Annotated in this window: 21 protein-coding genes; 9 read left to right on the top strand and 12 right to left on the bottom strand. The window is 63.7% G+C overall.

Annotation, left to right across the window (positions count from 1 at the left end; translation table 11 throughout):
- Window positions 1-91: 91 nt before the first annotated feature.
- Complete coding sequence (locus OKW35_RS22935) at window positions 92-523, top strand: hypothetical protein (protein ID WP_184063297.1); 432 nt, start codon at window positions 92-94, stop codon at window positions 521-523.
- A gap of 146 nt (window positions 524-669) precedes the next feature.
- On the opposite strand, the gene OKW35_RS22930 is transcribed toward OKW35_RS22935, so the two are convergent.
- Complete coding sequence (locus OKW35_RS22930) at window positions 670-1191, bottom strand: hypothetical protein (RefSeq protein WP_184063294.1); 522 nt, start codon at window positions 1189-1191, stop codon at window positions 670-672.
- A gap of 606 nt (window positions 1192-1797) precedes the next feature.
- Between OKW35_RS22930 and OKW35_RS22925 the strand changes: the two genes are divergently transcribed.
- On the top strand, window positions 1798-2307 hold the full coding sequence (locus OKW35_RS22925) for a hypothetical protein (RefSeq protein WP_429553211.1): 510 nt from the start codon (window positions 1798-1800) through the stop codon (window positions 2305-2307).
- A gap of 149 nt (window positions 2308-2456) precedes the next feature.
- Window positions 2457-2969: a metal-dependent hydrolase gene (locus OKW35_RS22920; protein WP_090807301.1), complete on the top strand. Its 513-nt coding sequence runs from the start codon at window positions 2457-2459 to the stop codon at window positions 2967-2969.
- A 52-nt stretch (window positions 2970-3021) separates the two neighbouring features.
- Here OKW35_RS22920 and epsC read toward each other — a convergent pair whose 3' ends face one another.
- Window positions 3022-3948, bottom strand: coding sequence for a serine O-acetyltransferase EpsC (gene epsC / locus OKW35_RS22915; RefSeq protein WP_090807303.1), 927 nt, complete (start codon window positions 3946-3948; stop codon window positions 3022-3024).
- A 146-nt stretch (window positions 3949-4094) separates the two neighbouring features.
- A complete protein-coding gene (locus OKW35_RS22910) occupies window positions 4095-4328 on the bottom strand; it encodes a hypothetical protein (protein WP_013092363.1) in 234 nt (77 codons plus the stop codon).
- 328 nt (window positions 4329-4656) lie between these two features.
- Between OKW35_RS22910 and OKW35_RS22905 the strand changes: the two genes are divergently transcribed.
- Together OKW35_RS22905 and OKW35_RS22900 are read left to right on the top strand one after the other, a co-directional pair.
- Complete coding sequence (locus tag OKW35_RS22905) at window positions 4657-5109, top strand: DUF3005 domain-containing protein (RefSeq protein ID WP_184024819.1); 453 nt, start codon at window positions 4657-4659, stop codon at window positions 5107-5109.
- 143 nt (window positions 5110-5252) lie between these two features.
- A complete protein-coding gene (locus OKW35_RS22900) occupies window positions 5253-5858 on the top strand; it encodes a short chain dehydrogenase (protein ID WP_090807306.1) in 606 nt (201 codons plus the stop codon).
- 3 nt (window positions 5859-5861) lie between these two features.
- On the opposite strand, the gene araD is transcribed toward OKW35_RS22900, so the two are convergent.
- From araD to OKW35_RS22865, 7 genes are all read right to left on the bottom strand, one after another.
- A complete protein-coding gene (gene araD / locus OKW35_RS22895; RefSeq protein ID WP_429553210.1) occupies window positions 5862-7598 on the bottom strand; it encodes an L-arabinonate dehydratase in 1737 nt (578 codons plus the stop codon).
- Window positions 7599-7629: 31 nt separating this feature from the next.
- Window positions 7630-8571 (bottom strand): ABC transporter permease, encoded by a 942-nt coding sequence (locus OKW35_RS22890; protein ID WP_184063285.1) that lies wholly within the window; start codon window positions 8569-8571, stop codon window positions 7630-7632.
- Window positions 8571-9458, bottom strand: a complete 888-nt coding sequence (locus tag OKW35_RS22885; protein WP_090807312.1) for an ABC transporter permease — start codon at window positions 9456-9458, stop codon at window positions 8571-8573. Before OKW35_RS22885 ends, OKW35_RS22890 begins: the two co-directional genes overlap by 1 nt.
- Window positions 9455-10534, bottom strand: coding sequence for an ABC transporter ATP-binding protein (locus OKW35_RS22880; protein ID WP_184063283.1), 1080 nt, complete (start codon window positions 10532-10534; stop codon window positions 9455-9457). Before OKW35_RS22880 ends, OKW35_RS22885 begins: the two co-directional genes overlap by 4 nt.
- Window positions 10535-10706: 172 nt before the next feature.
- Window positions 10707-11876 carry an extracellular solute-binding protein gene (locus tag OKW35_RS22875; protein WP_090807316.1) on the bottom strand — a complete coding sequence of 390 codons (1170 nt, stop codon included), beginning with the start codon at window positions 11874-11876 and terminating at the stop codon, window positions 10707-10709.
- 249 nt (window positions 11877-12125) lie between these two features.
- Window positions 12126-13070: an SMP-30/gluconolactonase/LRE family protein gene (locus OKW35_RS22870; RefSeq protein ID WP_429553209.1), complete on the bottom strand. Its 945-nt coding sequence runs from the start codon at window positions 13068-13070 to the stop codon at window positions 12126-12128.
- The gene (locus tag OKW35_RS22865) at window positions 13067-14056 is read right to left on the bottom strand and encodes a dihydrodipicolinate synthase family protein (protein WP_429553208.1); all 990 of its coding nucleotides are present in this window, start codon (window positions 14054-14056) and stop codon (window positions 13067-13069) included. Before OKW35_RS22865 ends, OKW35_RS22870 begins: the two co-directional genes overlap by 4 nt.
- A gap of 576 nt (window positions 14057-14632) precedes the next feature.
- Here OKW35_RS22865 and OKW35_RS22860 point away from each other — a divergent pair.
- Complete coding sequence (locus OKW35_RS22860) at window positions 14633-15337, top strand: helix-turn-helix transcriptional regulator (RefSeq protein ID WP_090807322.1); 705 nt, start codon at window positions 14633-14635, stop codon at window positions 15335-15337.
- On the opposite strand, the gene OKW35_RS22855 is transcribed toward OKW35_RS22860, so the two are convergent.
- Window positions 15321-15638 carry a hypothetical protein gene (locus tag OKW35_RS22855; protein ID WP_013092374.1) on the bottom strand — a complete coding sequence of 106 codons (318 nt, stop codon included), beginning with the start codon at window positions 15636-15638 and terminating at the stop codon, window positions 15321-15323. The genes OKW35_RS22860 and OKW35_RS22855 overlap by 17 nt on opposite strands.
- Before the next feature lie 156 nt (window positions 15639-15794).
- Between OKW35_RS22855 and OKW35_RS22850 the strand changes: the two genes are divergently transcribed.
- Window positions 15795-16388: an acyl-homoserine-lactone synthase gene (locus OKW35_RS22850; RefSeq protein ID WP_184063270.1), complete on the top strand. Its 594-nt coding sequence runs from the start codon at window positions 15795-15797 to the stop codon at window positions 16386-16388.
- 55 nt (window positions 16389-16443) lie between these two features.
- Here the strand turns inward: OKW35_RS22850 and OKW35_RS22845 are convergent, their stop codons facing one another.
- Window positions 16444-17133: a FadR/GntR family transcriptional regulator gene (locus OKW35_RS22845; RefSeq protein ID WP_090807327.1), complete on the bottom strand. Its 690-nt coding sequence runs from the start codon at window positions 17131-17133 to the stop codon at window positions 16444-16446.
- A gap of 281 nt (window positions 17134-17414) precedes the next feature.
- Between OKW35_RS22845 and OKW35_RS22840 the strand changes: the two genes are divergently transcribed.
- Window positions 17415-17882 carry a universal stress protein gene (locus tag OKW35_RS22840; RefSeq protein WP_429353056.1) on the top strand — a complete coding sequence of 156 codons (468 nt, stop codon included), beginning with the start codon at window positions 17415-17417 and terminating at the stop codon, window positions 17880-17882.
- Window positions 17883-18103: 221 nt separating this feature from the next.
- Window positions 18104-18871 (top strand): helix-turn-helix domain-containing protein, encoded by a 768-nt coding sequence (locus tag OKW35_RS22835; protein WP_429553207.1) that lies wholly within the window; start codon window positions 18104-18106, stop codon window positions 18869-18871.
- Window positions 18872-18959 lie beyond the last annotated feature (88 nt).

The following is an 18959-nucleotide window of genomic DNA, read 5'->3' as shown; positions in this document are numbered from 1 at the left end:
CTGTTCGATGTGCAGCACCGCTCGTGCCCTCCGGGGGATGGCGCAGTGGTTGCTAATCCACGACATCGACTGTTGACGCCCGCCTACGCTCATGAACCGTCTCCTTGTCCCTCTGCTGTTTGCCGCCGCCGCCGCGCTGCCCCTTTCTTCGTTCGCCGTGGAGCTCGACGCGCCGCTGACATGCAATGAGAGCGGCCACCAGTTCATTGCCGATCTGATGCAGCAGCAGCTGATCAAACCGAAGCCAAGTCACGTCGAAAGCAACTCGATCAACGCGTTCTCGCCGATGCCCGATGTGCATCTGACCGCGTTCGGTTTCCGCGTATTCGCGGTGGTGGGCTTCGAAAAGGACGACCCGATGTTCCGGGTCGGCGACGGCGAACCGGTCGCCCAGTCCGCGTATGGCGCGGTCGTGTTCGGCAGCGACGACAATGTTAAAAGCGCGCTTGAAAACGCCGGCAGCACGGCGATCGTGCATCACGTCGCGCCGCTCATCACCGCGATTTTCTGCAAGCGCAGCTAGGGTTTGGCGAGACGTCGTATCCGACCGTTTCGCCACGATCGTCGATATCTTCGACCACGAGCCAGTTCGAGTGGCCAGCCATGATCGCCGGCAGTGTCAGCGACCAGCGGAGCCGATCACGACGCAACCGCGCCTATAACCGCCACTTACCCCGGCCGACGAAACTCGTTTGCCACCCACGCCGCGGCGCTCGCCTTGCTGAGCTTGAACGTCGGCGCAACCTGCACTTGCGCGATCTGCTCGCCGAAAATATCGAGCGCGCTCAACAGTGCGTACGGCTCGTCTTCGTCGGGGACGATGTCGAGCGTGATGTCGAGTTCGTCGTTGCCGTCCGCGCTCGGCACGCGCACTGTCTTGTGGAGTTGCGCGCGCAGCTGCTGCTCGTGACGACGCAGCACTTCCGTCGCGGTTTTCACGAGCGTGTTGAACGCCGATACGTCGAGCGGCTTCGGATCCTTCTTGTTGCGGCCCATCGTCCACGGTCCGACGAGCGCAGGCTCCGCCTCGCCGTCCTTGATCATTTCGACGGCCCAGCCTTCGTCGTCTTCGTTCTTGATGATGCGCGCGGTCCAGCCGTTGTCGCGCCACAGACGTTCTTCATGCACGCTGTCGTCCGGTCCGAGGAACTCGGCATTCGTGTCGGTCGAGGGAAAGGGCGTGTCGGTCATCACAGGTTCACTCACTTCGCGGGGCGCACAAACAGATTTCGAACCCGCGATTCTACCCGCCCAGCCGCTTGGCCCTGCTCGCTCTGACGAACGGACAAGGCGCGTTCGGAACGGCGCCGCCGCTCAACGCGCAAAAAGTTATATTTACCTACGCGACGATTTATCAATCCGCTTTAAATTTCAGATAAAAAAACGCGGCCCGAAAGCCGCGTGTAAAAATGAAAAAGACACCCTTTGGTCGAAGGGGTCTATCAAAATTATAAGTGGCATCCCCCCTCGATTTAAGGCTTTCTTCGAAAGACTGCATTGCGCAAAATCGTGGGAATCAGGGCAAACGGCCTCATCCGCTTTCCCCTTGTGCTCGCCGCGAGGCCTTGAGCCGTTACCGCCCGACAACAGCCCCTGACCTGACAGCGCGTCCCGCCATTCATCGTTAAAAATAATTTCCTTTTGCGGACCTGCACTTACGCGATTAATTCACATAATCCCGGATTCGAAAATTAAAGCGTTTAAGGCGCGCAATTAAATATCCGCATAGCGGCAATTACACTTCGCTGCGCATCGACACCAATAAACGCATGGCCGCGCTAGTGACGACGTCGACACATGCTCGGTATACTGCCCCGGCCGCCGTGCGACGCCGCGAAACCGCGCCGCCTGCACGGCAGCTTCGTCGCGAAGCATCGCGCTGTACGTCAGCGCATCGCGCTTCGCCCGCGCCTCACCTTCCCATGCATGACCGGGAATGCCGACGATCGGATCATGAAAAGACTTCTCCTGCTTGCCCCAGCTGTCGCCCTCACCGCCGCCCTCGCCGCTTGCGGTTCATCGGGCGGCCCCGCGCGCGATGCGTCCGCACCGCTCGTGTACGTGTCGTCGTCACGCACGCCTGCGTCCATCGCCGCCTGCCTCGAAGAACGTCTGCCGCGCGTGCGCACCTCGCACGCCGGCGCGGCGACCGAACTTGCGGTCGGTGCCGATTCGCACAACTCGTACTTCGTCACGCTGACCCCGCTCAACGGCAACACGGTCATCAAGGTCGTGCATCCGGCCAATGCGCCCGACGATCCGCCCGAGGAGGAAATGCGCTTCGATATCGCGCGCTGCGCGACCTGAGCGGCGCGGCGCGCTTGAACGCCGTGCGCGTCATGCACGGAAGGCCGGTGCGCGAATTTTTATCTGGCGCATCGGCTATTTTTTTACGCGCCCATCTGCGAACATAGCCGCCCTTTGTCTTTCGCGCGGCACGTGTGCCGCGAGTTTCGATGGCATCCAGCAAAGCGCATCATGCGACCGGTTTCGCAGCCGGCATCATCGCGGCGGCGATCGTCGCGCGCAACGGCGGCGGTCCGTTTCATGCTGGCGTGCTGCTGAGCTTCATCGCCGGCGTGGCCGGCAGCACCGCGCCGGACTGGCTCGAAGTCGCATGGTGGTCGCGCGCGCGGCGGCTGTGGATCACGCATCGCACGTTGACGCATTGGGGCATCGGCTGGCTCGCGCTGCTCGCGGTGTCGTATCACACGCTCGGACATTCGATCTTCGCGGCGCCCGCGTTCGGCTTCGCGTGCGGCGGCCTGATGCATCTGCTCGCCGACTGGCCGAATCCGCTCGGCGTGCCGTGGATCGCCGGGCGACATTCGTTGAATCTATGGAATAGCGGGCACTGCGATCTGATCGTCGTCGCGGCGTCCTGGGCGGCCGCGTGGTTTATCGGCGAGCATGTGTGGCTGCATGGCATGCATGCGTTGCCGTGGTTGCGCCATTGGCCGATCGGCTAGGCGCAGCGCGATGCTATCGGCCCGGCGTGCGGGCGCGGCGGCTAGCCGTGCATCATTGCCGTCCGTTGTCGGTGCGCTCTCCTTCGCGGACCTTGCCTTGCGATACGCTGCTGCCCGGCGGCACGCTATGCGTGAGCCACACGTTGCCGCCGATCACCGACCCGCGCCCGATCGTCACGCGTCCGAGAATCGTCGCGCCCGCGTAGATCACGACGTCGTCCTCTACGATCGGATGCCGGGCATTGCCCTTGATCAGCGTGCCGTCCTCATCGGCCGCGAAGCTCTTCGCGCCGAGCGTGACCGCCTGGTACACGCGCACGCGCTCGCCGATGATCGCTGTCTCGCCGATCACCACGCCGGTGCCGTGATCGATGAAGAAGCTCGGCCCGATCGTCGCGCCCGGGTGAATGTCGATGCCGGTCGCCGAGTGCGCGATCTCGTTGATGAAGCGCGCCAGCAGCGGCACGCCGAGCCGATGCAGCGCATGCGCGAGCCGATGATGCGTCATCGCCCACACGCCCGGATAGCACAGCAGGATTTCGGTGATGTGCTGCGCGGCGGGGTCGCCGGTGTACGCAGCCTGGATGTCGCTGACGAGCAGCGCGCGTATGCCCGCCAGCTGCGTCGCGAACTCGCGCGCCACCGCGAACGCGCGCTCCCGCAACTCGGCGTCCGGCGTCTCGCCGAACTCGGGCAGGAAGCGCAGCGCGCGGCGAATCTGTTCGGCGAGCAGCCGCAACGTGCTTTCGAGCGTGTGGCCGACGTAGTAGTCGACCGTTTCGTCGGTTAGATCGGGCGCGCCGTAATGCGTCGGAAACATCGCGGCGCGTAGACCGGCCACGATATTGACCACTGCTTCGCGCGATGGCAATTCGCGAATGCCGAGCGGATGCCGCGTGCGATGCAATTGCTCGCGCGAGGCGCGCAGGTCGGCGACGATCTGTTCAAGGCCCCAGTTATGGGAAGGCTCGTTGGGCATAAGGGACGGCGCCGTGCGGCGTGCACGGTTCGAAGTGGTTATCGAGCAGAGATTACCGCGTTTTAGCGGTGCCCGCCGGCAGCGCGCCGGTCGGCTCGGATTCATTGCATCGACGTGCGCTGGCACGCACTCATCGTTCCCTGACTTCAGATAGTCAGACTGCTCGCGTCGATCCAGCGCACTGCCCAATCGCGCGCGTGCGCGATGGCAGCGGCTTCGTCGGAGAAGCGCAGTTCCGTGGGAAAGAAACGGTTAGCGACCAGTTCGCCGTCGCTCGAGCGCGAGATCACCACATACGGTTGCCAGGAGCCGTCGCCCGAGCGCGCCGGTTCGCAATTCAGAAGATAGCCGCGATGTGTGAATGCAGCATCGAAGTGCATGAGTCACCCGCCCCTGAAGCCCCGTAACATTTTCTCAGTCGCGCGGCCATTTGTTTGTTAGTTTTTCCGACCATGCTGGAACAGCCGGAGCATGCCGCCAATTTATCCGCGCGTCGGTGCAGGAGTAAGATCATACTCTGTAGAAAATACGCGTCCATTGAAAAAAACGAAATGAATCGCGGACGTCATCGCCGTTTAATCGCGAGGTAACGCCACTCGCATCGAAGGATGGCGGAGAACGCATCGCGACTCTCGCGCACCGCGGCGCCGTGTCAGTCGGAACGGCTTTTGCTCTTTTCTTCGAATGTCCGCTTCAGGAGAATGCACGATGAACAGCGCGATCAGCAAACCCGAAAACGCCGGTACGAAGCCGGACCCGAAGGACCCACGAAGCACGGACCTGCACAACGACCGCACGCACGACAGCACGGTCGACACCGACGGCAAGAACCGCGAAGCGGCCCGTCTGGCGGGCCACGGCGCGATCTCGCCCGACGCGGTCACGACCAGCAATGCGACGCTCGACAACAGCGTGCCCGAGTCGCTCGATGGCATGGCCGGCTTCGACAGCAGGGTCGGCGGCAACCATCTGCTGCTCGCGCTCGAGCCGGGCTACTCGGTGATCGACAAGGGCATGGCCGAGCCGCTCGACGTCTACTCGGCCGACCATCAGTACGACGACCCGCGTCCGGTCGGACAGCGCCACGATCGTGGCCGCATTCACTATGCGCTCAATCATTTGCGGCCCGCGCGCGTAATCGAATTACATCGGGTGAAATAGGCGCGCGCGCATCATCCCTTTAGACGCGCGCGTTTGAATTACCGGGTTTATTCCGATTTATCAGGCAATCACGCAGCACGCACCGTTTTATTCTGGTGCGTGCTTTGCCTGGTTTAACGTGGGTTCGTTTAACGGAGTTGCGGATGAAAAGAATCGTCGTCATCGGTGCCACGGGCACGCTGGGCCAGGCGATCCGCGCGGAGCTGAAGGCGCGTCACGAAGTGATCGAGGTGGGCGCGACGCGCGGGCAATATCACGTCGATAGCACGGACCCGGCGAGCGTCGAGCGGCTGTTTCGCGACATCGGCAAGGTGGACGGCGTCGTCACCGCGACCGGCAAGGTGCATTTCGGTCCGCTGGAGCAGATGAGCATCGAGCAGTTCTGGGTCGGGCTGCGCGACAAGCTGATGGGCCAGATCAACGTCGTATTCGCGGCGCTGCCGTATGTGAACGACGGCGGATCGTTCACGCTGACGAGCGGCATTCTGGGCGACGAGCCGATCCCGCAGGGAGCGAGCGCGACGACCGTCAATCTCGCGCTCGAGGGCTTCGTGCGCGGCGCCGCGATCGAACTGCCGCGCGGGCTGCGCATCAACGTGGTGAGTCCGACCGTGCTGACCGAGTCGATGGAGGCTTACGCGCCGTTCTTTCGCGGCTTCGAGCCCGTCAGCGCGCAACGCGCGGCGCTTGCTTATCTGCGCAGTGTGGAAGGGGCGCAGACGGGGCGCGTGTATCGCGTGGGGTATTGAACCTCAGTGAATCTCCGGCTCGCCCGAGCTATTGGGACTCACGCCGCCGCGCTGCAGGAAGTCGAAATCGCAGCCTTGATCCGCCTGCATCACGTGCGCCTGATGCAGGGCGCCATAGCCGCGCTCGAAGCGCGCAGCGGGTTTGACCCACGCGGCCTTGCGGCGCGCGAGCTCTTCGTCCGATACCAGCAGATTCAGCCTGCGGCGCGGCACATCGAGCTCGATCAGATCGCCGCTTCGCACCAACGCCAGCGGCCCACCGACGAATGCCTCGGGCGCCGCGTGCAGCACGCACGCGCCATAGCTCGTGCCGCTCATCCGCGCGTCAGAGATGCGCACCATGTCGCGCACGCCTTTTTGCAGCAGCTTGCGCGGAATCGGCAGTTGACCCCATTCGGGCATGCCCGCGCCGACCGGCCCCGCGTGCTGCAGCACGAGCACGCAGCTTTCGTCGATGTCGAGCGCGTCGTCGTCGATGCGCGCGGCCATGTCGTCGTAGTCGCTGAACACGACCGCACGGCCCGTATGCACGAGCAGATGCGGCTCGGCCGCACCCGGCTTGATCACGGCGCCGTCGGGCGCGAGATTGCCGCGCAGCACCGCGAGGCTGCTGTCGCGCAGTAGCGGATTCGTGCGGCGGCGGATCACGTCGTCGTTGAAAATGCGCGCGCCGGCAAGGTTCTCGCCGAGCGTGCGGCCGTTCACGGTTTTCTGCGAGCCGTCGATCAGTTCGCCCAATTCCGCGAGCAGCCCGCGCAAACCGCCCGCGTAGAAAAAGTCCTCCATCAGATAGGCGCCGGTCGGTCTGATGTTCGCGAGCACGGGCGTGCGGCGCGCGATCTCGTCGAAGCGGTCGAGCGTCAACTCGATGCCCGCGCGCCGTGCAAGCGCGATCATATGCACGACCGAATTGGTCGACCCGGACAGCGCGACACAAGTCGTCACCGCGTTATCGACCGATGCCGCCGTGATCATGTCCGACGGCTTCAGATCCTCCCACACCATCTCGACGATACGCATGCCGGTTTGCGCGGCCATCTGCGCATGCCGCGAATCGGGCGCGGGAATCGACGCGAAGCCGGGCAGCGTGAAGCCCAGCGCTTCGGCCGCGCTCGTCATCGTCGATGCGGTGCCCATCGTCATGCAGTGACCGGGCGAGCGCGCGATGCCACCCTCGACGCCCTGCCAGTCGTCCGGCGTCAGCGTGCCCGCGCGCAGTTCGGCCCAGTAGCGCCATGAATCGGAACCCGAGCCGAGCGTCACGCCGTTCCAGTTGCCGCGCAGCATCGGGCCGGCGGGCAGAAAGATGGCGGGCAGATCCATCGAGATCGCGCCCATCAACAAAGCGGGCGTGGTCTTGTCGCAGCCGCCCATCAACACGACGCCGTCGGCGGGATACGAGCGCAGCATCTCCTCGGCTTCCATCGCGAGGAAATTGCGGTACAGCATCGTGGTGGGCTTCTGGAACGGCTCGGACAGCGTCTGCACAGGCAGCTCGATCGGAAAGCCGCCGGCCTGCCAGATGCCGCGTTTCACTTCCTCGACGCGCTGCTTGAAATGCGTGTGGCACGGATTGATCTCGCTCCACGTGTTCAGAATCGCGATGACCGGCTTGCCCGCGTATTCGTCGCGGTTGTAGCCCATCTGCGCGGTGCGCGAGCGGTGGCCGAACGAACGCAGATCGTTCGCGCCGTACCAGCGATGACTACGCAATTCCTCGGGGGTCTTTCTATTCGTCAACGTCTACTCCACGATTGGCGCCGACCATGCGTCAGCGCCTCTGTTCTTTCACGCGGGACACGATCTGCGTCGGGCTCACGAATTGTAGAGCGATCAGCACCCAGATCAACGTGATCGCCATATAGATCATCGCCATCGCATCGATCGATTGCGGCGCGCGCACGCCGGTCGAAAACACAGCGTAGTACAACGCGACCACCAGCGTTTGCGTGGCCGGACCGGCCGTAAAAAACGTCAGCTCGAACATGCCGATCGTGCGCACCAGCACGAGCAGCCCCGCCGCCAGCATGCCCGGCACGAGCAGTGGCAGCAGCACGTAACGGAAATAGCGGAACGTGTTCGCGCCGAAAATGCGCGCGGCCGCTTCGAGATTCGGATCGATCTGCTCGATGAACGGCGTCATCACCAGAATCACGAACGGCAGCGCCGGTACGAGATTCGCAAGAATCACGCCCCATAGCGTGCCGGCGAGTCCGACCTTGTACATCGCGGTCGCCATCGGAATGCCGTAGGTGACGGGCGGCACCATCAACGGCAGCAGAAAGATCAGCATCGCAAGGCGCTTGCCGCGGAATTGCACGCGCGCGAGCGCATACGCAGCCGGCACGCCGAGCAGCACCGACAGCAACACGACCGCGCCGACCACCTGCACGGTCACCCACAGCACGCTCGCGAGCTGGAAGTCGCTCCACGCCTGCGCATACCAGTGCAACGTGAAGCCTTGCGGCAACGCGGTGCCGAACCAGCGCGTCGCGATCGAATTCACCGCGACGGTCGCAATCAGCAGCACGACGTTGATCAGGAAGAACGCCATCACGGCCCACACCAGCACCTGCCAGATGCGGCCCGGCAGATTCGCGCGCTGACGCGCATGTTGCGCTGGCTCGCGGGCGCCGTCGCCCGGCTGAGGCGCCGCGCAAGCGGAGGTGGACGCGGACCAGTCGGGCTGCGTCGCGCGACGATCGGTCGTCATCAGCCTTTGCCTCCCGTTACGGGACCACGATAGAACCAGCGGCGCGCGCCGAGCAGCGCGGCGACCACCAGCAGTTGCACGAAGCCCATCACCATCGCGATCGCCGATGCGAGCGAATAGTCGTAGCTCTCGAACGCGGCTTCGGCCGCGGCAATCGACATCACGCGCGTCGGACCCGCGGGCGCGCCGAGCAGCACCGCCGACGGAAACACCGAGAACGCCTGCACGAACGACAGACACGCGGCCATCGTGAGCCCCGGCACGAGCAGCGGCAGATAGATGCGGCGAAACTGCTGCCACGGACTCGCGCCGAGCGTCGCGGCCGCGCTTGCGAGCGTCGGGTCGATGCCGGTCACGTACGACAGCGTCAGCAGAAACGCGAACGGAAAGCCCGACACGATCAGCGACAGCAACACGCCCGTGAAGTTGTGCGTGAGCCGCACCTCTTGCGTGTACAGATGCAGCGCCTGCAACGCCTGCGGCAGCCAGCCGTGCGGACCGAAGTACGTGAGCATGCCGTCGGCGATCAGCACGGTGCCGAGCGTCACTGGGATCACCAACAGCGTCGTGACGATCTTCTGATACCGCGAGTAGCGGCGCAGCGCGAACGCGACTGGCACCGACACGCCGACGTTGATCAGCGTGGCCGGCACCGACAGCTTCAGCGTAACGAAAATCGTCGGCCACATCGACGTGTCGGTGAAGAACGTCAGATAGTTGGCCCACACGCCGCCGCCGTTCATCGGCCGGAACGACAGCGCGAGACCATACGCGAACGGATAGATGAACAGCGCGACGATAAAGAGCAGCGCGGGCGCGACGAGCCAGGCCTTGGCATCGCGCGGCGCGCGGGACGTAAGCGGGGGGACGAGCGTCGGCGTGTTCATGCGGCCTCGGCGTCGTAGACGAGCACGCACGACGGCCGCACGCGCAGCGTGATGCGCTCGCCCTCCGCGCATTCACCGGTCACGCGCGCCCACACGTCGCCGAACGCGGTCTTCACGCGCAGCAGCGAATCGTGGCCGCCGTATTCGACCGCGTCGATCAGCGCCTCGAACGCGTTGTCGGCGCCGGGCTCGGCGCGCTCCATGTCTTCGGGGCGCAGCGCGACACTCACGCGTTTGCCGTCGAAGCCGGCCATCGGCGTGCCGATGAGCCGCACGCCGTTCGCAATGACCACGACGCCATCGCCTTGCATGCCCTCCAGCGTGAACTCGGCGACATTGCGATAACCCATGAAGCGCGCGACATGCAGATTGCGCGGCCGCGTATAGACCTCCTTCGGCGTCGCGACCTGCTGCACGACGCCCTCCCTCATCACGACGATGCGATCGGCCATCGACAGCGCTTCGTCCTGATCATGCGTCACGTACAGCGTCGCGCGTTCGAGCTGCGTATGGATGCGGCGAATTTCCGCGCGCATTTCGATGCGCAGCTTCGTATCGAGATTGGACAGCGGCTCGTCCATCAGGATCAGCGGCGGCTCGATCACGATCGCACGCGCGATCGCGACACGCTGCTGCTGGCCACCGGACAATTGGCCGGGCAGCTTGTGCTCATGACCGGTCAGTTGCACCAGTTTCAAGGCCTCGCGTGCACGGCGCGCGATCTCGCTTCTGCCGACGCCGCGCATTTTCAGCCCGAAGCCGACGTTCTCCAGCACGCTCATATGCGGGAACAGCGCGTAGTTCTGGAACACCATGCCGAAGCCGCGCTTTTCCGGCGGCAGCACGTCGATGCGCCGCTCGTCGAGCCAGATGCCGCCGCCGGTGAGCGGCTGCAATCCGGCGATGCAGTTCAGCGCCGTCGATTTGCCACAACCCGACGGCCCCAGCAGCGCGATGAACTCGCCGCGCCGGATCGTCAGATCGAGACCCTGCAGCGCGGCGATCGCGTGGCCTTGCGGGTTCGTGAAACTGCGGCTCACTGAATCGAGCCGCAACTGCTCAAAGTGATGCTTCATGGCGGTTCCCTGCTCCGCGTGAGGCGACGGATGTCGCGAGTGCCGCGCTTGCGGTGGGCGCGGCGCATCAGGCACTCAAGCCGAGACGCGCGTGATCGCTGAAAACACGCAGCGCGGCGGAACCTCACGCCGCGCTGCGTTTTGCCCCGTTTCCCGTCGCATTGGTGAAGGCCTATTGGGTCTTCTGCGCGCCGATCTCGCTATCCCACTTCTTGAAGGCGGCGACCATCGCCGCTGCGTTCAGCGGCAACGCATGCGGATGATCGGCCAACATCTTCGCGTATTCGGGGCGGCCATACTTTTTCAGCACCTCCTGGCTGTGCGCGGGCGCCTGCTCGACGGTGACGCCCTTGATCGCCGGACCCGGATAGAAGTAGCCGTCGTCATAGGTCAGCGCCTGCTGCGCGGGCTCCAGCATAAAGTTCATCATCTTGTACAGCACGTCGAGCTTTTCCTTCGGCACGCCCTTCGGAATCACCATGTAGTGCGCATCGTTGACCCACGTCATGTTGTCGAACGGCTGTACGCGGAAGTCGGCCGGCACGATGCCGAGCGCGCGCGGATTGATGTCCCAGCCGGTCACGGTCACGGTCATGTCGCGGGTGCCTTCGCCCAGTTCCTTCATCACCGCCGAGGTACCGCCCGGATAGTACGGTATGCAGTCGTTCAACTGCTTCAGGAACGCCCACGTCTTGTCCCAGCCGTGCACCGGGTCCTGCGGGTCCTTGTCGCCGAGCACGTAGGGCAAGCCCATCAGGAACGTGCGGCCAGGACCGGAATTGGCCGGCCGCGCGTAGATCAGCTTGTCGGGGTGGGCCTTGCACCATTGCAGCAGTTGCTCGGGTGTCTTCGGCGGATCGCTGACCTTGGCCGGGTTGTATTCGAGCAGCGGACCAGCCGGCATATACGCGACCTCGAGCCCGTAGCCTTGCGCGAGATCCTGCATCTTGCGCGGGCCCGGCGCGTACTTGTCGAGCACGCCGGGGAACTGCGCCGCGTTGTCGGGCAGCAGCTTGATCCACAGGTTCTGTTCGATGCCGGCCGCGAGCGCGTCGGTGCCGGTCAAAACGAGGTCGATGTCGGAGCGGCCCGCGGCCTGCATCGCCTTGATCTTGCCGGGCAATTGCGGCGCGGGCGCGTTCGTGAACGTGATGTTCGCGACGAGATTCGGATTCTTCGCCTTGAACGCCTCGAAGCCCTTCTGAGTGAGTTGAAGATCGCCGGCCACGTCGACGATATTGATCGTGACCGGATCGGCCGCGTGCGCGGCAAGGGTGAACGCCGCGCTCGCGGCGATACAGACGGATACCAGCTTGAACGACAACCTGTGCGAAACAGTCATTGCGTCTCCTCGCTTCTTGGTATGGAAGCCCGCTGGTCGATGCGTTGCGGGCGGTGTCTTTCTACCAAGGGAACATAGCGAAGCGCAACAGCCGATGTCAAGCAAATAGTCGAGAGTGTGAGTCGGGCGAGAAAATGGCTCGTTTAACCTGAAATCCTTGTCGTTCAATGCCCGGCACCGCGGGTTAAGGGCAAACCCGAGCCCTCGCCGCGAGTAGCAATACATGTTGTCTGGTTAGCGGACAACCGCTCAACCTCCGCGCACGCCCTGCGTATTGACGAACAGCGAATACAACCCGTGGCTCGCCGCCATGAACAGACGGTTGCGATGCCGTCCGCCGAAGCAAACGTTCGCGCAACGCTCTGGCAACGCGATGTGGCCGAGCGGCTCGCCTTGCGGGCTGAACACGCGCACGCCGTCGAGCTCGTCGGTGCCCATGCCCCACCCGCACCACAAGTTGCCATGCGTGTCGACACGAAAACCGTCCGGGGTGCCCGGACCCGCGTCGATCAGCACGCGGTTGTTCGACAGCGTCGTGCCTTTGCCATTGGCCTCGACATCGAATACGCGGATCTTGCGCGGCTCGCCGCGCGATTGGACCACGTACAGCAGCGATTCGTCCGGCGAGAACGCGAGACCGTTCGGGGCGAGCACGTCGTCGATGACCATCGACACCTCGCCCGACTGGCCGTCGATCCGATACACGCACGCCTTCAGCTCGGACTGCTGCTGCTCGCCCTCGTAGAAACCTTCGATGCCGAAGGTCGGGTCGGTAAACCAGATCGAGCCGTCCGATTTGACGACCACGTCGTTCGGCGAATTGAAGCGCTTGCCTTGGTAGCGATCGGCGAGCACGGTGATCGAGCCGTCGTACTCGGTGCGCGTCACACGCCGCGTCAGGTGCTCGCAACTGACGAGACGCCCTTCGCGATCGCGCGTATGGCCGTTCGCATTGTTCGGCGATTGACGGAACGTGCTGACCGCGCCCGTCGTTTCGTCCCAGCGCAGGATGCGGTCGTTCGGAATGTCGCTCCACAGCAGATAGCGGCCGTCGCCGAACCACACCGGCCCCTCCGACCAGCGCGTGCCCTGATACAAGCATTCGACCGACGCCGACGCGATGATCAACGACTTGAAGCGCGGATCGAACACACGGATGGAGGGATCGGGATAGCGTCGGCTGTGATCGGTCATGGGGTTGTCTGCGTGTCGGAGCGGTTCGATTGGGTGGGCGCGAACTCGCGCTCGAGAGCGAGCAGCGTGCGCGCGGTCTGCGCGATCTTCGCATGATGCTCGCGCGGTGTCGAACTGAGCAGCGGCTGCAGCGGCCCCATGTCGGCGAGGCCCGCGAACGTGATTGCATCGTGCAGCACGCGGATCAGCGAGATGTCGTTGCGCAGCATTTCGAGCGGCATGAATGCATCGTAGAGACGTTGGGCGGTGTCGTGATCGGCGCTAACGGCGCTACCGGCGCTCCGGCCGCTTTGCACCGCGCGCAGCAGCGCCATCACCATGCTCGGCGCGATACAGCCGCTTCCGGTCGTCCACGCTGCGAGTCCGAACTCGCGCAGATGCACGAGCGCCGGCCGCTCGCCCATGCCCGATACGATCTTCGCGGCCGGCACGCGTTGCAGCAGCCGGCGCAGATACGGATCGTGAGCGGGGTTGTCGCGCGGGATCGCATATTTGACCGCGCTCAGCGTCCCACGCTCGACGAGCCGCGCGAGCGTATCGACAGCGACGTAGTTTTCGCTCTTGATATACAGCGTGAGCGGCACGCCGGCCGTGTCGGCGATCCGCGTGAGGCCCGTCTCGACGCCCTCGGACGTCGTGAAGCCGCCGAGCGGCAGCACCATCGCCGTGCGGTAACGCGTCTGCGCGAGGATGCGCGCCTGATCGAGCATCTTGCCGTAGTCGGGACCCAGCGCCGGAATCACCCGTGTCCCGGGACCCGCAGCCTCGGCGAGCAGGTCCAGCAGCTCGCGGTATTCGCTGACCGCGACGTGATAAAGGTTCGCATTGCCGCCATACAGTAGCGTGCGTACGCCGCCCGCTTCGATATGGCGGATCAGCGCGAGATTCTGGGCAGGGTCGAGCGTGTAGTCGGCCCGGCGCGCGAGCGGCGGCACGGCCATGACCGACGCGGCGAACTCGCCGTCGCTAAGCGGTGATTCGTTCATGATGGTTGACGCGGAAACGCGCTAGGCGGAGGTTTCACGGTAGCATCGGCATCACAATGTTGTCAAACAACCTGCGCGCGACGATCGCCTAGCATGCCGTCGGCGGCGAATTGCGCGGGAGCCGATCACGAAATTTGCTTTTGTATAACAATGAAGCGGGCCCGCAGCCAGCGGAATCGGCGCAGGCTTTTTTTGGCAACAAGGACACGGCGAGCAATAACCCGCTTTCCGAGATAATCGAGTAAATACGATTTAGTTTAAAGCGCGACGAAATAATGCCGTCAACGAAACATATTAAAATCTGTCGCCGGATGCCGATTAGCCGCGCCGCGCACCCGAGAAGCCCGGCCGGGTTAAAGATTTATTTCAATCAGCATAATAATAGGCGACGCCGGCGTTGCTATCACGTGGCGGCTATCGTTTACCCCGCGGAGCACCGGCGCATTGCGTTCGAGTTTTTAGTGATAGATTATGCGGACCAAAAGAGCGGACCGAAGTTTGTCTGCCAATAACCGCGAACGGGATGTTTGCGAGCCTGAGAGAGCCAAAAAATTGCCGCTACACTTTATCGAGCAGATGGCACCGCTACTGGACGCCGCCGACGAGGCGGAATGGTTCGGCGTAATTACGGGCTTTGCCGAAACGTGGGGCTTCGACAAGATTCTGGTCGCGATGCTGCCGCGGCCAACCATGCGTCTCGAGGACGCTTACCTGCGCAGCACTTACGCACCGGCATGGCGCCAGACGTACGACGAGCAAGGCATGGTGCATATCGATCCGACGGTCGCACACTGCCTGTCACGCTCATCGCCGCTGGTCTGGACGCCCGAGATTTTCGCCAGCCCGGCGCAGCAATCCCTGTATGAGGAAGCTCGCTCGTACGGCCTGAGCGCGGGCGTGACGCTGCCAATTCATGGGCCGAATCAGGAAGCCGGCATGATGTGCTTCGTCAATGACGACAAGCCGTCAGACGGGTTCAGGCGCCATGTGAACGCCGCGTTGCCGAACCTCGTGCTGTTGCGCGACCTGGTGATCGACACCAGCAAACAGCATCTGAATTCACATGCGCAGACCTTGATGCCAAAGCTCACGCCGCGCGAGCGAGAATGTCTGAAATGGACCGCACGCGGCAAATCCACGTGGGAGATATCTCACATCCTGAGTTGCTCGGAAGCGGTGGTGAACTTCCATATGAAAAACATCAGGGCGAAATTCGGCGTGAATTCGCGGCGTGCGGCAGCCGTGATCGCGGCGCAGCTTGGGCTTATTGACCCGGGTTGAGCAGCGCGGCCGCGTCGCGGCTGTACATCACACGCTCGGCGCGACCCAGATCGGCGTCCGACACGGTCTTCATGAAGTACAGACCCAGCAGGATCGACACCGGCGCCGGGATCTCCGCGCCCGACTCGAAGCGGCTGCCGCGCGATTGCGTGACGCCAAAGCGAGCCCAGAAACGGCGCTGGCTCTCTTTTTTCTTCTTCCGGTAGGCAATGATCAGAACGCGATCCACTGCCGAAGAGACCTCCGAAGGACGCGCCTGGAGGTGGGTTTGCGGTTGCCAGTGATTGTCGAGGAGTTCCATTTTGGACCCTTGTAGGTTGGGGGCGGAGACGTGTCTGAATTCTGATATACCCGATAAGCATCCACACCTATCCAGGTAGGTAGGTGGCGCAAAGATTCAGAATGCATAAGTTTTCCTGCGTATCTGGCAGCCCCCCAACGCGTACAGGAGAACGTCATGCAAACCACGATCCGAATTGGACTCCGGCAGGAATTCGACAACGAACTGATCAACGAGATGTACCGCTTGCGCGCCCGTGTCTTTCACGGCCGGCTCGGCTGGGAAATTCCGACCATCGCGGGAATGGAGATAGACGGCTACGACGCGCTCGGGCCGTACTACATGCTGATTCAGGGCGAAGACGAACGGTTGCGCGGCTGTTGGCGCCTGATGCCGACCGAAGGTCCGAACATGCTGAAAGACACCTTCCCGCAGCTACTGCATGGCGCGGCCGCGCCGGTCGGGCGACATATCTGGGAACTGAGCCGCTGGGCGATCGAGACCGGCGGTGAGGAACAGTCGTTTGGTTTCACGGATATGACAATCCGCGCAATTCAGGAAGTGATGTGCTTCGCGCAGCACATGGGCATCACGCATTACGTCACGGTGACCACCACGCCGATCGAGAGGATGCTGCGCCGAGCCGGCCTCGACATCAGCCGGCTCGGGCCGCCGCTGCAGATTGGCATCGAGCGGGCCGTCGCGCTCGACGTCGCGGTGAGCGCGAAAACGCTGACCTCGCTGTTCGGGCCGGTCGCCGTCGCTGCTTGAGCCGCGCCGAAGCGCGGCCTGACAAAAGTCGCGACGCCTTCACCCGCGCGCGGACTCAGGAACCGAACATCCGTTCCAGCGCGTTCTCGAGATGCGCGCGCATTGCGGCGCCAGCGCCCGCCGCGTCCTTGCGGCGGATTGCGTCGAGCACCGCCATGTGTTCGGCCTGCACCAGCCGCTGCCGCTCCACCGTCTTGACGAGCGACAGATTGCGCGACAGGTTCATGCTGAACAGGATCTGCTCCTCGATGAACGACATCACCGTGATGAAAAACGGATTCTTCGACGCGCGCGCGACCGCCTGATGAAACAGGAAGTCATCCTTCGCGCCGATCCCCTGCGCCTCGATGATGCGCTCGAGCTCGTCCCACGCGTGCTGGATCGCGGCGATGTCGTCGGCGTCGGCCTTCAGCGCTGCCTGCGCGGCCGCGCCCGCCTCGGTCACGATGCGAAACTCATAGCAGCGGCGGATATCGGACAGCGTTTCGAGCGGCGCGAAGCGGCGTACGTCCGGATCGGGGCGCCGCGCGACGGTCGTGCCAGAGCCGTGCCGCGTCGAGATGATGCCGTCGGCCCGCAATCGCGCGAGCGCTTCGCGCACGGTCGGTCGGGACGTGGCGAAACGCTCCGCCAGCGCGTGCTCGGTCGGCAATCGCTCGCCTTCCTTGTACTCGCCTTCGAGGATGCGGTTGAGAATGTCGCCGTAGATCTGGTCGGGTAAGCCCTTGGTTTTTCGATCGTTCATCAGCGGACTGGCCAGCTTGTCTGAATATGGCTTGATTGTAAGGCCAACCCTGTTTCGGCTTCAGCAAAGTTCTACGGGTTGTAAGCATGCCAGGCTGCTTCGCGCACGCCGCCGCGTCCGCCATTTTGTCCGCGCCGCGCCGGAATATTTGGCCAGTGTTTGATTTACATCCTGGTCCGGTGCATCTTTTCGGGCAATCATCTAAGCTTCATTGGTATAAAAGATCAATAAACCTGCCGCGGTTAGCAATGTGGCAGACGCATTTTTGACTCGGAGCCGATATGTACACTCGCATCCTTGTAGCGGTCGACGGCAGCAATACCTCGCGCCGTGCGTTCGAAGCGGCGCTCGATCTCGCCAAATCGAATGGCGCGGTGTTGCGGCCATTTTATGTCGTCGAAAACACGCCGATGTACTTTGAGGCGCCCGGCTACGACCCGTCGATCCTGCGCAACCGCCTGATCGAGGAAGGCCAGGAGCTGCGTGCCGAGTTTTCGAAAGCGATGGCCGAGCAAGGTGTGAAGGGCGACCCGGCGGTCTCCGAGGCTTCGTCGCTCGGCGATGTCGCCGAGATCGTGCTGCAGGCCGCCGCCGAATTCAACGCCGACCTGCTCGTGATGGGCACGCACGGCCGGCGTGGCTTTCAGCGGCTGATTCTCGGCAGCGTCGCTGAACGCTGCGTGCGCCAGGCCACTCTTCCGGTTCTGCTGGTACCGTCCGCCGCGGGCACCGACAAGGAACCCGCCTGACTCTGTCATCAGGCGCGGGGCGGCACGCCACGCCCTGCCTTGCCGGAATCGAGCCACGCTACCCGTCGACGGGCGACGTCGATATAGGCCGCGGCGGCTCACCTTCTCACCTTCGTCAGAGCACCGCCGTTGCTCGGACTGCCGAGCAGCGAACGCGTCACTTTGCCGCCAGTTGCGGGTCATAGCGGGTGGGACAATTTCACCACTACCAATAATCGAACATGCTGAATCCTACTGCTGTGATCCGTTCCTCGACCCGCTCCGCCGGCAACCGCGAGGCCGTGGCGGCACGCGCAGCCGCACGTACCGCCGCGCGCTGCTCCAGCTGTTCGATGCGTGAGATCTGCATGCCGCAGGGGCTGTCGGCGGAGGAACTGCCGAAGCTCGAAACGCTGATCTGTTCGGCGCGCTCGGTGCCGCGCGGCGAAGCGCTGTATCGCAGCGGCGACCGCTTCGACAATATCTACGCGGTGCGCTCCGGCTCGATGAAGACCGTGATGGTCCACCGCGACGGCCGCGAGCAGGTCACCGGGCTGCGTCTGGCCGGCGAGCCGCTCGGGCTCGACGGCATCAGCGCGGACCTCCATGCGTGCAGCGCCGTCGCGCTGGAAGACAGCACGGTGTGCATCGTTCCCTATAGCGCGCTGAAGCTGCTGTGTCGCGAAATCAGTTCGATCCAGGAACGCATGCACAAGCTACTGGGCGCGCAGATCGTCAGCGAAGCCGCGCAGATGATGGTGCTCGGCTCGCTGTCCGCCGACGAACGCGTTGCCGCCTTCCTGCTGGACGTGTCACAGCGCAATGCGCAGCGCGGCTACTCGTGGTCGGAATTCAATCTGCGAATGACGCGCGAGGACATGGGCAGCTACCTCGGCATGACGCTCGAAACGGTCAGCCGTACCCTGTCAAGATTTCAAAAACGCGGCCTGATCGACACGCGGGGCAAGCACATTCACATCGTCGATCTCCAAGGCTTGCGGCAGGTCTAGCGGCCGGGCTGGCCTGGACGGTCGCGCTGTTAGTCTTGGCACGCCGCCTGCGAGCGGGTAGAGTTTTCAGACCGTCCCCCTACGGCAA

It is taken from the genome of Paraburkholderia sp. MM5477-R1, assembly GCF_050436385.1.
Lineage (GTDB): Bacteria > Pseudomonadota > Gammaproteobacteria > Burkholderiales > Burkholderiaceae > Paraburkholderia > Paraburkholderia tuberum.
Note: the sequence above shows the minus strand (reverse complement) of the source record. Positions and strands in the feature narration are given on the sequence as shown.

Coding starts and splice junctions, on each gene's coding strand:
- OKW35_RS22845 (WP_090807327.1), bottom strand. CDS start 17,133: ATGAACGATCGAAAAACCAAGGGCTTACCCGACCAGATCTACGGCGAC.
- OKW35_RS22905 (WP_184024819.1), top strand. CDS start 4,657: ATGAACAGCGCGATCAGCAAACCCGAAAACGCCGGTACGAAGCCGGAC.
- OKW35_RS22890 (WP_184063285.1), bottom strand. CDS start 8,571: ATGACGACCGATCGTCGCGCGACGCAGCCCGACTGGTCCGCGTCCACC.
- epsC (WP_090807303.1), bottom strand. CDS start 3,948: ATGCCCAACGAGCCTTCCCATAACTGGGGCCTTGAACAGATCGTCGCC.
- OKW35_RS22875 (WP_090807316.1), bottom strand. CDS start 11,876: ATGACTGTTTCGCACAGGTTGTCGTTCAAGCTGGTATCCGTCTGTATC.
- OKW35_RS22865 (WP_429553208.1), bottom strand. CDS start 14,056: ATGAACGAATCACCGCTTAGCGACGGCGAGTTCGCCGCGTCGGTCATG.
- OKW35_RS22930 (WP_184063294.1), bottom strand. CDS start 1,191: ATGACCGACACGCCCTTTCCCTCGACCGACACGAATGCCGAGTTCCTC.
- OKW35_RS22935 (WP_184063297.1), top strand. CDS start 92: ATGAACCGTCTCCTTGTCCCTCTGCTGTTTGCCGCCGCCGCCGCGCTG.
- OKW35_RS22855 (WP_013092374.1), bottom strand. CDS start 15,638: ATGGAACTCCTCGACAATCACTGGCAACCGCAAACCCACCTCCAGGCG.
- OKW35_RS22835 (WP_429553207.1), top strand. CDS start 18,104: ATGCTGAATCCTACTGCTGTGATCCGTTCCTCGACCCGCTCCGCCGGC.
- OKW35_RS22850 (WP_184063270.1), top strand. CDS start 15,795: ATGCAAACCACGATCCGAATTGGACTCCGGCAGGAATTCGACAACGAA.
- OKW35_RS22870 (WP_429553209.1), bottom strand. CDS start 13,070: ATGACCGATCACAGCCGACGCTATCCCGATCCCTCCATCCGTGTGTTC.
- OKW35_RS22860 (WP_090807322.1), top strand. CDS start 14,633: ATGGCACCGCTACTGGACGCCGCCGACGAGGCGGAATGGTTCGGCGTA.
- OKW35_RS22885 (WP_090807312.1), bottom strand. CDS start 9,458: ATGAACACGCCGACGCTCGTCCCCCCGCTTACGTCCCGCGCGCCGCGC.
- OKW35_RS22840 (WP_429353056.1), top strand. CDS start 17,415: ATGTACACTCGCATCCTTGTAGCGGTCGACGGCAGCAATACCTCGCGC.
- OKW35_RS22925 (WP_429553211.1), top strand. CDS start 1,798: ATGCTCGGTATACTGCCCCGGCCGCCGTGCGACGCCGCGAAACCGCGC.
- OKW35_RS22900 (WP_090807306.1), top strand. CDS start 5,253: ATGAAAAGAATCGTCGTCATCGGTGCCACGGGCACGCTGGGCCAGGCG.
- OKW35_RS22910 (WP_013092363.1), bottom strand. CDS start 4,328: ATGCACTTCGATGCTGCATTCACACATCGCGGCTATCTTCTGAATTGC.
- OKW35_RS22880 (WP_184063283.1), bottom strand. CDS start 10,534: ATGAAGCATCACTTTGAGCAGTTGCGGCTCGATTCAGTGAGCCGCAGT.
- OKW35_RS22920 (WP_090807301.1), top strand. CDS start 2,457: ATGGCATCCAGCAAAGCGCATCATGCGACCGGTTTCGCAGCCGGCATC.